Raw genomic sequence first — 14,176 nt, forward strand, 5'->3', positions numbered from 1 at the left:
ACCTCGGCGGACAGGCCCGGAAAGACGCCCGGGACGATCGTGAAGACTCCGGTCCGTTCGGTCCGGCCAGCGGGTCAGCGCCTCAGATCGCTACGCCCCTCCGGTTCGGGTGGCGGGTGCGGGTTGGTGGGGGTTGGGCATAGGCCGCCCACGATCGCTACGCCCCTCCGGTTGAGTTGGCGGCTTCCGGGTCCGGTGGGGGCTGGGCATAAGCCGCCCACGATCGCTACGCCCCTCCGGTTCGGGTGGCGGGTGCGGGTTGGTGGGGGCTGGACATACGCCGCCCACCATCGCTACGCCCCACCGGTTGGGTTGGCGGCTTCCGGGTCCGGTGGGGGCTGGGCATGGGCCGCCTGCGATCGCTGCGTCCCTCTGTTCGGGTGGCGGGTGCGGGGCGTGGGGTTGGGCATGAGACGGGGACGACCATCCGTCGGACCCGGACCTCGGGGACAATGCTCCAAGGAGTAGTCATGCGCGCCCTTCGTACTTCGTTCGTCGCCTTCGCCGCCGCCGGCGCACTTCTGGCCCCGGCGGCCGGGACGGTCCTGGCCGCGGGCGGGGCCGGTGCCGGGACGGTGCGCGGCACGGTGTCGGAGGTGCCGGCGGACGACAGTCGGTATCTGGGGCGGGCGGTGCCGATCGGGAACGGGCTGGTCGCGGTGCTGCGCAACGACGGGGCGACCGGGCCGGAGGCGTGGATCCGCTACGTGGGTCCGGACTGGACGCCCGGTGAGACGTACATGGTGCGTGTGGTGGGTCTCCTGGACGCTCGGCATCCCAGGGCGCGGATCGGTGGTCTGGAGCTGGCCCTGGTGCGGCCGGGGTCCGGCCGGCCGGTGCTCGAGGTCACCAAGGGCGGTGTCACGAAGGCGTACGCGCTTCCGCCGCGCGGGTCCGATCTGGGGCGCGGGTGTGTCTCGCAGGTTCGGCGGACGGATCTGGGAGCGGGCGTGTTCGCCGACCTCACCACCTCCACCACGGGGCCGCAGGCACTGCTGTACGCGTGGGCGGCCCCCGCGAAGGCCTTCGCGACGCTGGACCGGGAGCACCCCTCCCTGCCCGACTCGGCCGGCTTCGTCGTCCGCATCACCGGGGCGGGTTCGCGGCCCGTGCTGGAGTGGAAGACCCAGGGCGGCCCGGCTCCCTACGGGCACCAGGCCTTTCCCGCGCTGCCGGAGGGCTGTCGCGGCGCCTGAGGTGGAGCGGGTGATCCCGTCACAGATGGGTTACGTCGGGCTCGAAGGAGCGAGAGGGGATGACAGGTCGCTACGCGCGTAGATATGCTCATCTGGTGACCATGCCCACCACATCCCCCGCATTCGCTGACGTGACGACGTCCGACAGCGCACTGCGCCGCTTCCTTCATGGGCTGCCCGGCGTCGACGCCGTCGGCCTGGAGGCCCGCGCGGCTGCGCTCGGCACCCGTTCGATCAAGACCTCGGCCAAGGCGTTCGCCATCGACCTGGCCATCTCGATGATCGACCTGACGACGCTGGAAGGCGCGGACACCCCGGGCAAGGTCCGGGCCCTCGCCGCCAAGGCCGTCAATCCCGACCCGACCGACCGGACCACGCCGACGACCGCCGCGGTGTGCGTCTACCCCGACATGGTGGCCGCCGCCAAGGCGGCGCTGGGCGGCGCCGACGTCAAGGTGGCGTCGGTGGCGACGGCCTTCCCGGCCGGGCGCGCCGCGCTGCCGGTCAAGCTCGCCGACACCCGCGACGCCGTTGCGGCGGGAGCCGACGAGATCGACATGGTGATCGACCGCGGGGCGTTCCTCGCCGGCCGGTACCTGGAGACCTACGAGCTGATCCGGTCCGTGAAGGAGGCCTGCGTCCGCGAGGACGGGTCCGCCGCGCGACTGAAGGTGATCTTCGAGACCGGGGAGCTGTCGACGTACGACAACATCCGCCGGGCCTCCTGGATCGGCATGATGGCCGGCGCCGACTTCATCAAGACCTCGACGGGCAAGGTCGGCGTCAACGCCACCCCCGCGAACACCCTGCTCATGCTCGAAGCCGTACGCGACTTCCGGGCGCAGACTGGAATCCAGGTCGGTGTGAAGCCGGCCGGTGGCATCCGGACCAGCAAGGACGCGATCAAGTTCCTGGTCCTGGTCAACGAGACCGTCGGCGAGGACTGGCTGAGCAACGAGTGGTTCCGGTTCGGCGCCTCCAGCCTGCTGAACGACCTGCTCATGCAGCGGCAGAAGCTGAGCACCGGGCGTTACTCCGGTCCCGACTACGTGACGGTGGACTGATCATCATGGCTTCCCTTTTCGAGTACGCGCCGGCGCCCGAGTCGCGCTCCGTCGTGGACATCGCGCCGTCGTACGGCCTGTTCATCGACGGTGAGTTCACCGACGCCGCCGACGGCAAGGTCTTCAAGACCGTCAGCCCGAGCAGCGAGGAAGTGCTGTCCGAGGTCGCGCAGGCCGGTGCCGCCGACGTGGACCGCGCCGTGAAGGCCGCCCGCCGCGCCTTCGAGAAGTGGTCGGCGCTGCCCGGCTCCGAGCGCGCCAAGTACCTCTTCCGCATCGCCCGGATCATCCAGGAGCGCAGCCGCGAGCTGGCCGTCCTGGAGACGCTGGACAACGGCAAGCCGATCAAGGAGACCCGCGACGCGGACCTCCCGCTGGTCGCAGCCCACTTCTTCTACTACGCGGGCTGGGCCGACAAGCTGGGCCACGCGGGCCTCGGGCCGGACCCGAAGCCGCTGGGCGTGGCGGGCCAGGTCATCCCGTGGAACTTCCCGCTGCTGATGCTGGCGTGGAAGATCGCCCCGGCGCTGGCCGCGGGCAACACCGTGGTGCTGAAGCCCGCCGAGACCACCCCGCTGAGCGCGCTGTTCTTCGCGGACATCTGCCGCCAGGCCGGTCTGCCCAGGGGCGTCGTCAACATCATCCCCGGGTACGGGGACGCCGGCGCCGAGCTGGTGGCGCACCCGGACGTGAACAAGGTGGCGTTCACCGGGTCCACGGCCGTGGGCAAGGCGATCGCCCGGCAGGTGGCGGGGACCGACAAGAAGGTCACGCTGGAGCTGGGCGGCAAGGGCGCCAACATCGTCTTCGACGACGCGCCGATCGACCAGGCCGTCGAGGGCATCGTCAACGGCATCTTCTTCAACCAGGGCCAGGTCTGCTGCGCGGGCTCCCGGCTGCTGGTGCAGGAGTCGGTCCACGACGAGCTGCTGGACTCGCTCAAGCGGCGGCTGTCGACGCTGCGGCTGGGCGACCCGCTCGACAAGAACACCGACATCGGTGCGATCAACTCCGAGGAGCAGCTCGCCCGCATCACCGCCCTCGCCGACGCCGGCGAGGCGGAGGGCGCCGAGCGCTGGTCCCCGGCCTGCGAGCTGCCGGAGTCCGGCTACTGGTTCGCCCCGACGCTGTTCACGAACGTCACCCAGGCGCACACCATCGCCCGCGACGAGATCTTCGGCCCGGTGCTGTCCGTGCTGACCTTCCGCACGCCGGACGAGGCCGTCGCCAAGGCCAACAACAGCCAGTACGGCCTGTCCGCGGGCATCTGGACGGAGAAGGGCTCGCGCATCCTCGCGGTCGCCGGCAAGCTCCGCGCCGGCGTCGTGTGGGCCAACACGTTCAACAAGTTCGACCCGACCTCGCCCTTCGGCGGCTACAAGGAGTCGGGCTTCGGCCGCGAGGGCGGTCGCCACGGCCTGGAGGCTTACCTCGATGTCTGAGTCGACCACGCGTCTGAATGTCTTCAAGACCTACAAGCTGTACGTGGGCGGGAAGTTCCCCCGTTCCGAGAGCGGGCGGGTGTACGAGGTGACGGACTCCAAGGGCAACTGGCTGGCCAACGCCCCGCTGTCGTCCCGCAAGGACGCGCGTGACGCGGTCGTCGCGGCCCGCAAGGCCTTCGGCGGCTGGTCGGGCGCCACCGCGTACAACCGCGGCCAGATCCTCTACCGCATCGCCGAGATGCTGGAGGGTCGCCGCGACCAGTTCGTGCGCGAGGTGGCGGACGCCGAGGGGCTCTCGAAGTCCAAGGCCGCCGCGCAGGTCGACGCCGCGATCGACCGCTGGGTCTGGTACGCCGGCTGGACGGACAAGATCGCGCAGGTCGTGGGCGGGGCGAACCCGGTCGCGGGGCCGTTCTTCAACCTGTCGACCCCGGAGCCGACGGGCGTGGTGACGGTCGTCGCCCCGCAGGAGTCCTCGTTCCTCGGCCTGGTGTCCGTGATCGCCCCGGTGATCGCGACCGGCAACACCGCCGTGGTCATCGCCTCCGAGCGCGCGCCGCTGCCGGCCCTGTCCCTGGGCGAGGTGCTGGCCACCTCCGACCTGCCGGGCGGCGTGGTCAACATCCTGTCCGGCAAGGCGTCCGAGATGGGCCCGCACCTGGCGGCCCACCAGGACGTCAACGCGATCGACCTGGCGGGTGCCGACGGGGCGCTGGCCAAGGAGCTGGAGGTCGCGGCGGCGGACAACCTCAAGCGCGTGCTGCGTCCACAGCCTGTGGACGACTGGGCGGGCGACCCGGGCACGGGCCGCATGACCGCGTTCCTGGAGACGAAGACGGTCTGGCACCCGACGGGTTCGCTGGGCGCCTCCGGCTCCTCGTACTAGCCACCGCCGCCGCGGGTACGGGCCGTCCCCCGTACCCCGCACCGAGCCCCCGGCCGCGTCGCACGCGGCCGGGGGCTCGGTCCTTTCCTCCACAGGCTGTGCACGGGCTCCCGGGCCCGCGCGCTCAGCCCGGCAGCAGCGGCGACAGCAGCGCCACGCCCGGAAGCTCGCCGATCTTGGCGCCCTTGGTGATGGTGTCCGTGACCGCGGTGGTGCTCAGCGGCTTGAAGTCGCCGACGGAGGTCCCCACCCCGTTGTCCAGCGGGTCCACGCCGGTGTTCGCCAACGGGTCGACCTGGAGGGCCTTCACCGGCCCGAGGGTGCCGGCCAGGGCGTCCGGCACCGAGACCTCGCTCGCCCGGGCACCCGTACCGGCGAGCCCGAGGGCCGCGCCGGCCATCGAGACGGCCAAGCCCGCGTTGAGCAGGGTGCGGCGGGCGCTGCCGCCCGGGACTGCGTGACGTGCCATGGGACACCTGCCTCGTAATCGTGTGTGCACGCAGCGTAGTTGAGATGTGATGCTGAATACCAACGGGCCCCGGGAGGAGTCCCCTACGCGGGGTAATGCCTCACACTGGTGTCCCGTGAGCTGTTCATCTCCCCTTCCGACGCGTGTCGTCCTGCTGACGGGTCCCTCCGGCTCGGGCAAGTCCTCCCTCGCCGCGCGCTCCGGCCTTCCGGTGCTGCGCCTGGACGACTTCTACAAGGAGGCCGGCGACCCGACCCTCCCGCTCGTCGAGGGCAGCTCCGACATCGACTGGGACTCGCCGCTGTCCTGGGACGCGGACACGGCCGTACGGGCCGTCGCGGAACTGTGCCGCACCGGGCGCACCGAGGTGCCGGTGTACGACATCGCCACCAGTTCTCGCACCGGGAGCGAGACCCTCGACATCTCGCGGACGCCGCTGTTCATCGCCGAGGGCATCTTCGCGGCGGACATCGCCGCGCGCTGCCAGGAGCTGGGTCTGCTGGGCGACGCGATATGCCTGCGCGGGCGCCCCTCGACCACCTTCCGCCGCCGGCTGCTGCGGGACCTGCGCGAGGGCCGCAAGTCGGTGCTGTTCCTGATCCGGCGCGGCTGGCGGCTGATGCGTGCCGAACGGGCGATCGTGGCGCGGCACGTGGCGCTGGGCGCGCACGCGTGTGCGCGGGACGAGGCGCTGGGCCGGCTGGCCGCCGCGGCCGCCGGCCGCCACCGTGGGGCGCGTACGGCCGCCACGGCCTAGACATGCGAAGGAGCGGGATCGACAGCGGACCCCCGACCGCTTTCGATCCCGCTCCCTCATCCCCCTCGGCCCCCGTCTCACCCCCGCAAGACGGGCCCCCGTGGCCTCGTGGAGTTCCAGCTGGTCGCGTGTGCGACTACGCGACCAGCTCGCCGAAGGACTCGGCCTCGGACTCGCCGAAGCTGAGCGACTCGTCGTCGCGCAGCCGGCGCAGGGAGCGCCAGATGCTCGACTTCACGGTGCCGACACTGATGTCCAGGATCTCCGCGATCTCCGGGTCGGTGCGGCCCTCGTAGTAACGCAGCACCAGCATCGTGCGCTGCGGCTCGGGCAGCTTCGCCAGCGCCTGCCAGAGCACCGCGCGCAGCTCCGTGCCGCGCATCGCGTCGGTCTCGCCCACCGTCTCCGGCAGCTCCTCCGTCGGGTACTCGTTGAGCTTGCGCCGGCGCCAGGCGCTGATGTGCAGGTTCGTCATGGTGCGGCGCAGGTAGCCGCCGACCGCCGCCTTGTCGGTGATCCGGTCCCAGGCGCGGTACGTGGAGAACAGCGCGCTCTGCAGCAGGTCCTCGGCCTCGTAGCGGTCACCGGTCAGGTGGTAGGCCGTCGCGTACAGCGCGGCGCGCCGCTCGCGGACGTAGGCGGTGAACTCGGCCTCCGCGGTGGCGGACAGCCGCTTGTCCTCGGGCCGCTCCGCAGGGGCGGCGCCGCGGGGCGCGGGAACCGCGACCGGCAGCTGGTACGTGTTCGCGTCGATGGCCACCACGTGCGAGGACCGCGTGCGGGCCGCGGCACGGGCACCCGCCCGGCGGCTCACATCGTGGAGCCGCGTGACAACCGCGCTGGTGGCGGTGGACTGCAGCGTGTTCATCTCGCGCCCCCGTCGTGGAGTCCGGCTTGTTCCGACGAGAAGAACTCTGCCCGGCCCACTTAACCGGGGTGTCCGCCGACTGTCACAGCCGTGTCACAGCGTCCCTGGGACGTCTCGTGCCGTCCTGACGGTCGAAGCGGAAGCGGGCCATGCGACAGAATGAGCCCGTGCCTTTCCTGTTGCTGATCGAGGATGACGACGCCATCCGCACGGCCCTCGAGCTCTCGCTGACCCGCCAGGGCCACCGCGTGGCCGCTGCGGCGACCGGCGAGGACGGTCTGAAACTGCTGCGCGAGCAGCGGCCCGACCTGATCGTGCTCGACGTGATGCTGCCCGGGATCGACGGCTTCGAGGTGTGCCGGCGCATCCGCCGCACCGACCAGCTGCCGATCATCCTGCTGACCGCGCGCAGCGACGACATCGACGTGGTGGTGGGCCTCGAGTCCGGCGCCGACGACTACGTCGTCAAGCCCGTCCAGGGGCGGGTGCTCGACGCCCGCATCCGGGCGGTGCTGCGCCGCGGCGAGCGGGAGGCCAGCGACTCGGCGGTGTTCGGCTCGCTGGTGATCGACCGGGCCGCGATGACCGTGACCAAGAACGGCGAGGACCTGCAGCTCACGCCGACCGAGCTGCGGCTGCTGCTGGAGCTCAGCCGCCGGCCCGGGCAGGCGCTCTCGCGCCAGCAGTTGCTGCGCCTGGTGTGGGAGCACGACTACCTGGGCGACTCCCGCCTGGTGGACGCCTGCGTGCAGCGGCTGCGGGCCAAGGTCGAGGACGTGCCGTCCTCGCCCACGCTGATCCGGACCGTGCGCGGCGTCGGCTACCGCCTGGACACTCCGCAGTGATCCGCGCGCTGCTCGCGGGCCGGCGCTGGACCAGCCTGCGGCTGCGGCTGATCGTCGTGTTCGGGCTGGTCGCGCTGACGGCCGCCGTGTCCGCCTCCGGGATCGCGTACTGGCTCAACCGCGAGGCGGTGCTCACGCGCACCCAGGACGCGGCGCTGCGGGACTTCCGCCAGGGCATGCAGACCCGTGCCGCCGCCCTGCCCGCCGACCCCCAGCCGGAGGAGCTCCAGCGCACCGCCGAGCTGATGGCGGGCGCCAGCCCGGGCTTCAGCGTGCTGCTGGTCGACGAGGCGAAGGACGGCCGCAAGGTGATCGGGACCGCGGGTCCCGCCCCGTTCCAGCTGACCGACGTGCCCGGCTCGCTCCAGCAGGCCGTCAACGACCGGCAGAAGGTGACCGCCGCCAACGACGCGGAGTACCACGTCTACTGGCAGCGGACCCAGCGCAAGGGCACCCCGTACCTGGTCGGCGGCACCCGCATCGTCGGCGGCGGGCCCACCGGCTACATGTACAAGTCGCTGGCCCAGGAGAAGGACGACCTGAACTCGCTGGCCTGGTCGCTGGGCATCGCCACCGCGCTCGCCCTGCTCGGCTCGGCGCTGCTCGCGCAGGCCGCCGCCACCACGGTCCTCAAGCCGGTGCAGCGGCTCGGGGACGCGGCCCGGCGGCTCGGCGAGGGGCAGCTCGACACCCGGCTCGACGTCTCCGGCACCGACGAACTCGCAGACCTCTCCCGTACGTTCAACAGGACGGCCGAGGCGCTGGAGAAGAAGGTCGCCGACATGAGCTCCCGCGAGGAGTCGTCGCGGCGCTTCGTGGCGGACATGTCGCACGAGCTGCGCACGCCGCTGACCGCGCTGACGGCCGTGACCGAGGTGCTCGAGGAGGAGATGGACGACCTCGACCCGATGATCGCGCCCGCGGTGGAGCTGGTCGTCAGCGAGACGCGGCGGCTCAACGTCCTGGTCGAGAACCTCATGGAGGTCACCCGCTTCGACGCCGGCACCGCCCGCCTGGTGGTGGACGACGTGGACGTGGCCGACCAGGTGACCGCCTGCATCGACGCGCGGGCCTGGCTGGACGCCGTCGAACTCGACGCGGAGCGCGGCATCGTGGTGCGCCTGGACCCGCGCCGGCTCGACGTGATCCTGGCCAACCTCATCGGCAACGCCCTCAAGCACGGCGGCTCGCCGGTGCGGGTGTCGGTGCGCACGGAGACGGGCGAGCAGGGCGACACACTCGTCATCGCCGTCAAGGACAACGGGCCGGGCATCCCCGAGGACGTGCTGCCGCACGTCTTCGACCGGTTCTACAAGGCCAGTGCCTCCCGGCCGCGTTCGGACGGCAGCGGCCTCGGGCTCTCCATCGCCATGGAGAACGCCCACATCCACGGCGGCGACATCACCGCCGAGAACGCGCCGGAGGGCGGCGCGCTGTTCACACTGCGGCTGCCCGCGCCGCCGCTCGGAGAGGCCGGTACGAGATGAGGGCCCGCTGGGTCGTGTGCGTCGTGGCCCTGGGGCTGCTCGGCTCGGGCTGCGGGATCCGCGCCACGACGGTGCCGGTGGACGTCGGTGCGGCGCCCTCGCGGGTGTCGTGCGACACCTCCGCGCCGCCGGCGCAGCCGGCCGGCCGGGAGGGCGTCCGGGTCGAGGTGCAACTGGTCTGCGGCTCGCAGTTGGTGGGTGTGGAGCGGGTGCTCGCAGGGGTCGACAAGCGGCCGGTGCGCGCGGCGCAGTCGCTGCTCGCCGAGCTGGAGCAGTCGCTGTCGGCGGAGGAGCGGGACGCCGGGTTCTCGACGGAGGTGGGTGCCGAGCTGAGCGTGGCGCCCGCCCGGCCGGGGGACCCCAAGGGGACGCTGCGGCTGAGCCGCCGGCCGGAGGACCTGCCGCCGCTGGCGCTGGCACAGATCGTGTGCACCTTCGCGGACAGCGGGGTGGCCGGCGGCGGGCGCGTCGTGCTGGGCGGGCCCGACACGGATCCGCCGCGGGCGTGGGAGTGCACGGAGGCGGTGCGGGACCGGCCCGAGTCGGTGCCGACGCTGGGCGAGATCGTGCGGCCGACGCCGACGCCGACGCCGTCGCCGTCGGCGTCGTAGCGTCCCCGCGTCCGCCGTCGTGGCGTCCCTGCGTCCGCGGTCGGGGCGTCTCTGCGTCCGCCGTCGTGGCGTCCCCCGAGGGGGTGATACGGCGGCGCCGTCGGGGTGCGGGGTGCCGGGCAGTCCGGGAGGGTGGCCGGGGACATCCGTACGAGACCCGCGAACCCCGAAAGGCGGTCGGACGCATGCTCGGCACCGACTTCGTGCACGGCTCCCCCAACTGGATCGACATCGGCTCCCCCGACACCGCGGCCACCGCCGAGTTCTACTCCGCGGTCCTGGGCTGGACCTTCGTCTCGGCGGGCCCCGACGCGGGCGGCTACGGCTTCTTCCAGGTCGACGGGAAGACCGTCGGTGCGGTCGGCCCGCTCACCGAGGAGGGCGCCCGCTCCGCGTGGATGGTGTACTTCCAGAGCGATGACGCGGCCGCGACCACCCAGGCCGTCCTCAAGGGCGGCGGGACGGTCCGCGCCGAGCCGATGGACGTGATGGGCGAGGGCTGGCTGGCGCAGTACACCGACCCGCACGGCGCCCGGTTCGCCGTCTGGCAGCCCGGGAAGACCAAGGGGCTGGGGCGGGCCTCGGACGACAACAGCCTGGTGTGGGTCGAGCTGATGGCGAAGGACCCGACCGCCGCGATCGCCTTCTACAAGGGGCTGTTCGACTGGCGCCACCAGGACATGCAGACCCCGGGCATGGTCTACCGCGTGCTGTCCGTGGCGGACGGCGACTTCGAGCAGGGCTCCTTCGGGGGGGTCGCGCCGCGCGACGCCATGCCGACCGAGACGCTGCCGCCGCCGCGCTGGATCCCGTACTTCATGGTCGCGGACGTGGACGACGTCGTGCGCCGGACCCAGGGCGCGGGCGGAAGCGTGGTCATGCCCGCGACGGACGTGCCGGACGTGGGCCGGATGGCGTGGCTGTCCGACCCGCACGGGGCGCACTTCGCGGTGCTGAAGCCGGACCCGCGGATGGGCTGAGCCCCCTCCAGGCGCGCGGCACCGGCCGCGGGGCCGGTGCCGCGTGTCGCCGCGTGGTCGGTGGTGGGGCGGCGGGCGGTCAGTGGGTGTAGACGCGCGAGGCGAACTCGGCGATCTGCTCGTCCGACAGGTTCTTCGCGATGTTGGCCTCCGTGATCATGCCGCACAGCCGGTGGCCGTTCTTGACGTCGATCACCGGCAGGCGCTTGACCTGGTGCACCTCCATGAGGTCCACGGCCTGCTGGGCGTCGTCGTCCGCGTCGATCCAGTGCAGGGCGCCACCCAGTTCGCCGGCCTTCATCTCGGCCACGTCCCGGCCCTCGGCGCAGCACTTGACGACGACGTCACGGTCGGTGATGAGGCCCTGGAGCTTCTGGTCGTCGCCGCAGATCGGCAGACAGCCCACGTTCAGGTCGCGCATCATGCGGCAGGCTTCCAGCAGGGTCTGGTGCTCGCCCACGCACTGCACCCCGGCGGTCATGATGTCCCGGGCGGTCAGCTTCTTCGTGGCCATGATTCCTCCCGTGGTCGCGGTGTCCGAAGCTTTGTCCTTCGAGCACAGCACGGACGGCGGCCGACCGCGCGCCGGGAGGTACGCCGAAGGCCCCGGACCGGTGGGGTCCGGGGCCTTCGGCGGGGCTCACAGGCCCATGGCCTCCGCGAGGTCCTTCTTGATGCCGGCGAGCACCTCCGCGCCGCGGGCGCGGGCCGGGGCCAGGTCGGCGGCGTCCGCCACCGGTACCACGACCTCCAGGTAGCACTTCAGCTTCGGCTCGGTGCCGGACGGGCGGACGATCACCCGGGCCTTGTAGGCGCCTTCGAGGTAGTAGCGCAGGCCGTCGGTGGGCGGCAGCTTGCCGGAGCCCTCGGCGAGGTCCTCGGCGGAGACCACGTGCAGCCCGGCCAGGGCGACCGGCGGGCGCTCGCGCAGGGCGCGCATCGCGTCCGCGATGACCGCCAGGTCCGACACGCGGACCGACAGCTGGTCGGTGGCGTGCAGCCCGTGGGCCATCGCCAGGTCGTCCAGGAGGTCGGTCAGCGTACGGCCCTGCTCCTTGAGCTCCGAGGCCAGCTCGGCGACCAGCAGGGCGGCGGTGACGCCGTCCTTGTCGCGCACGCCCTCGGGGTCCACGCAGTAGCCGAGCGCTTCCTCGTACCCGTAGCGCAGGCCCTCGACACGGCTGATCCACTTGAAGCCGGTCAGGGTCTCCTCGTGGGGGAGGCCGGCGGCGTCCGCGATCCGGCCCAGCAGCGAGGACGACACGATGGACTCCGCGAAGGTGCCGCGGGCCCCCTTGTGCACCAGGTGCGCCGCGAGCAGCGCGCCCACCTCGTCGCCGCGCAGCATGCGCCAGCCGGCCGGGGCCTCCTCGTCGGGGACGGCCACGGCGCAGCGGTCGGCGTCCGGGTCGTTGGCGATCACGATGTCCGGGCCGGCCTCGGCGGCCGTGGCGAAGGCCAGGTCCATGGCGCCCGGCTCCTCGGGGTTCGGGAAGGCCACGGTCGGGAAGGACGGGTCCGGCTCGGCCTGCGCCCGGACCAGGACCGGGTCGGGGAAGCCGTGCCGGGCGAACGCGGCCAGCACCACGTCCTTGCCGACGCCGTGCATGGCCGTGTAGACGACCCGCACGGACCGCGGGGACCCGGGGGTCAGGACGGCGTCCGTACGCGCCAGGTAGGCCTCCAGGACCTCGTCGCCGAGCTCTTCCCAGCCGGACTCGGGACGCGGTACGGAGGTCAGCGCGCCGACCGCTGCGATCTGCTCGGCGATCCGGGCGTCGGCGGGCGAGACGATCTGCGAGCCGTCGCCCAGGTACACCTTGTAGCCGTTGTCCCGCGGGGGGTTGTGGCTCGCGGTGACCTCGACGCCGGCGACGGCACCCAGGTGCCTTATCGCGTAGGCGAGGACGGGGGTGGGCAGCGGCCGCGGCAGCACCGCGGCGCGCAGGCCGGCCCCGGTCATCACGGCGGCGGTGTCGCGCGCGAAGTCGGCGGACTTGTAGCGGGCGTCGTAGCCGACCACCACCAGGCCGCCCTCGTGGCCCTGGTCCTTGAGGTACGCGGCGAGTCCGGCCGCGGCGCGGATGACCACGGCGCGGTTCATCCGCATCGGACCGGCGCCGAGCTCGCCGCGCAGTCCGGCGGTGCCGAACTGGAGCGTGCCCGCGAACCGGGCGGCCAGCTCCGCGGTGTCGCCGGCCTCGATGAGGCGGCCGAGTTCCTGGGCCGTCTCCGGGTCGGGGTCCTCCGCCTGCCAGGCCAGGGCCCGGCGCATCAGGTCGTCCTGCACATCTTCCGCCAGTTCAGCCACTTCATCCGCCTCTTCTCGTCGCTCCGCCTGTCGCTGTGCCCGTACGCCGCGGGGTGCGGCCGCGCCCCTTCGGGACCGTGCCGGTCCCGCGGGCGGCTCAGATCTTCTCGAGGACCTGGGTGAGCAGCTGGCCCATGCGGGCGGCCGAGTCGCGGCCCGCCTGGAGGACCTCCTCGTGGTTGAGCGGCTCGCCGGAGAGGCCGGCCGCCAGGTTGGTCACGAGGGAGATGCCCAGTACCTCGGCGCCGGCCTCGCGGGCCGCGATGGCCTCGAGGACGGTGGACATGCCCACGAGGTCCGCGCCCAGGACGCGGATCATGTTGATCTCGGCCGGGGTCTCGTAGTGCGGGCCGGGGAACTGCACGTACACGCCCTCTTCGAGGGTCGGGTCGATCTCCTTGCACATCGCGCGCAGGCGCGGGGAGTACAGGTCCGTGAGGTCCACGAAGTTCGCGCCCATGATCGGCGAGGCCGCGGTGAGGTTCAGGTGGTCGCTGATCAGGACCGGCTGGCCGGGCTTCATGCCCTCGCGCAGGCCGCCGCAGCCGTTGGTCAGCACGATGGTCTTGCAGCCGGCGGCGACGGCGGTGCGCACGCCGTGGGCGACGGCGGCGACGCCGCGGCCCTCGTAGTAGTGCGTGCGGCCGAGGAACAGCAGGGCGCGCTTGTCGCCGATCTTGTACGAGCGGATCTTGCCGCCGTGTCCCTCGACGGCCGGGGGCGGGAACCCGGGCAGCTCGGTGACGGGGAACTCGAACTCGGGGGCGCCCAGGGCCTCGGCGGCCGGGGCCCAGCCGGAGCCCATGACGAGCGCGACGTCGTGGTTCTCGGCGCCGGTCAGCTCGCGCAGGCGGGCCGCGGCGGCAGCGGCGGAGGCGTGGGGGTCGATGGCAGTTGCGTTCACGCGGACGAGGGTAGCCGCTCAACCCCTACGCGCGTAGATGGCACAGCTCACGGTGTTCCGATCGTTGCCTTGTCGTTTCCGACGATATGGGCGGCGACGGGGGGATCGGGGGCTGGGGGCCCTCTACGACCCGGGCGGAGCGGTCGTGGCGCTTTGGGGGCCGGCGCGGGGGTGGGCTCTCGCTTCGTGGGGCCGTCCCGTGGTGTGTGGGTCCCCTCGCCTCTTGACCCGTCATGGCCTGCAGGCCTCCCCCGGCTACCGCTGGGAGGTGCCCCCAGCGGCAGGCCCACCCCTGGGGCTTTGGGGCTTCGCCCTGGCCTGCGGCCACCCCAGGCCCGGGCCTGCCTCCGGAC

14 protein-coding genes are annotated in these 14,176 nt (G+C 72.6%); 9 read left to right on the forward strand and 5 right to left on the reverse strand.

What is annotated here, in order from left to right:
* The first annotated feature begins 470 nt into the window (after positions 1-470).
* The 4 genes from IF43_RS0134290 (at position 471) to IF43_RS0134305 (ending at position 4,591) form a co-directional block, all read left to right on the forward strand.
* Positions 471-1,196, forward strand: a complete 726-nt coding sequence (locus IF43_RS0134290) for a hypothetical protein (RefSeq protein WP_030210314.1) — start codon at positions 471-473, stop codon at positions 1,194-1,196.
* 101 nt (positions 1,197-1,297) lie between these two features.
* Positions 1,298-2,260 carry a deoxyribose-phosphate aldolase gene (gene deoC, locus IF43_RS0134295; protein WP_030210318.1) on the forward strand — a complete coding sequence of 321 codons (963 nt, stop codon included), beginning with the start codon at positions 1,298-1,300 and terminating at the stop codon, positions 2,258-2,260.
* A 5-nt stretch (positions 2,261-2,265) separates the two neighbouring features.
* A complete protein-coding gene (locus IF43_RS0134300; RefSeq protein ID WP_030210325.1) occupies positions 2,266-3,702 on the forward strand; it encodes an aldehyde dehydrogenase family protein in 1,437 nt (478 codons plus the stop codon).
* Complete coding sequence (locus IF43_RS0134305) at positions 3,695-4,591, forward strand: aldehyde dehydrogenase (RefSeq protein WP_030210332.1); 897 nt, start codon at positions 3,695-3,697, stop codon at positions 4,589-4,591. The genes IF43_RS0134300 and IF43_RS0134305 overlap by 8 nt, the downstream gene beginning before the upstream one ends.
* Before the next feature lie 124 nt (positions 4,592-4,715).
* Here the strand turns inward: IF43_RS0134305 and IF43_RS0134310 are convergent, their stop codons facing one another.
* Complete coding sequence (locus tag IF43_RS0134310) at positions 4,716-5,060, reverse strand: hypothetical protein (RefSeq protein ID WP_030210336.1); 345 nt, start codon at positions 5,058-5,060, stop codon at positions 4,716-4,718.
* A 49-nt stretch (positions 5,061-5,109) separates the two neighbouring features.
* On the opposite strand from IF43_RS0134310, the gene IF43_RS0134315 reads away from it, so the two are divergent.
* On the forward strand, positions 5,110-5,817 hold the full coding sequence (locus IF43_RS0134315; RefSeq protein WP_078910671.1) for a uridine kinase: 708 nt from the start codon (positions 5,110-5,112) through the stop codon (positions 5,815-5,817).
* Positions 5,818-5,953: 136 nt separating this feature from the next.
* Here IF43_RS0134315 and IF43_RS0134320 read toward each other — a convergent pair whose 3' ends face one another.
* Positions 5,954-6,685, reverse strand: coding sequence for a SigE family RNA polymerase sigma factor (locus IF43_RS0134320; protein ID WP_030210340.1), 732 nt, complete (start codon positions 6,683-6,685; stop codon positions 5,954-5,956).
* A 167-nt stretch (positions 6,686-6,852) separates the two neighbouring features.
* On the opposite strand from IF43_RS0134320, the gene afsQ1 reads away from it, so the two are divergent.
* The 4 genes from afsQ1 to IF43_RS0134340 all read left to right on the forward strand — a co-directional run bounded on the left by afsQ1 (position 6,853) and on the right by IF43_RS0134340 (position 10,608).
* Positions 6,853-7,530, forward strand: a complete 678-nt coding sequence (gene afsQ1 / locus IF43_RS0134325; protein WP_199922833.1) for a two-component system response regulator AfsQ1 — start codon at positions 6,853-6,855, stop codon at positions 7,528-7,530.
* Positions 7,527-9,017, forward strand: a complete 1,491-nt coding sequence (locus tag IF43_RS0134330) for a HAMP domain-containing sensor histidine kinase (protein ID WP_030210346.1) — start codon at positions 7,527-7,529, stop codon at positions 9,015-9,017. Before afsQ1 ends, IF43_RS0134330 begins: the two co-directional genes overlap by 4 nt.
* Entirely contained in the window at positions 9,014-9,628 is a 615-nt protein-coding gene (locus IF43_RS0134335) for a hypothetical protein (protein WP_037891301.1), read from the forward strand. The genes IF43_RS0134330 and IF43_RS0134335 overlap by 4 nt, the downstream gene beginning before the upstream one ends.
* 185 nt (positions 9,629-9,813) lie before the next feature.
* Positions 9,814-10,608, forward strand: a complete 795-nt coding sequence (locus IF43_RS0134340; protein WP_030210348.1) for a VOC family protein — start codon at positions 9,814-9,816, stop codon at positions 10,606-10,608.
* Between the two features lie 79 nt (positions 10,609-10,687).
* Here the strand turns inward: IF43_RS0134340 and IF43_RS0134345 are convergent, their stop codons facing one another.
* From IF43_RS0134345 to IF43_RS0134355, 3 genes are all read right to left on the reverse strand, one after another.
* The gene (locus IF43_RS0134345) at positions 10,688-11,122 is read right to left on the reverse strand and encodes a CBS domain-containing protein (protein ID WP_030210349.1); all 435 of its coding nucleotides are present in this window, start codon (positions 11,120-11,122) and stop codon (positions 10,688-10,690) included.
* A gap of 126 nt (positions 11,123-11,248) precedes the next feature.
* Positions 11,249-12,898, reverse strand: coding sequence for a phospho-sugar mutase (locus IF43_RS0134350; RefSeq protein WP_030210350.1), 1,650 nt, complete (start codon positions 12,896-12,898; stop codon positions 11,249-11,251).
* Between the two features lie 118 nt (positions 12,899-13,016).
* Positions 13,017-13,823, reverse strand: coding sequence for a purine-nucleoside phosphorylase (locus IF43_RS0134355; protein ID WP_030210351.1), 807 nt, complete (start codon positions 13,821-13,823; stop codon positions 13,017-13,019).
* Positions 13,824-14,176: the final 353 nt, after the last annotated feature.

The sequence above is a fragment of the Streptomyces sp. NRRL S-87 genome (assembly GCF_000719335.1).
Classification (GTDB): domain Bacteria; phylum Actinomycetota; class Actinomycetes; order Streptomycetales; family Streptomycetaceae; genus Streptomyces.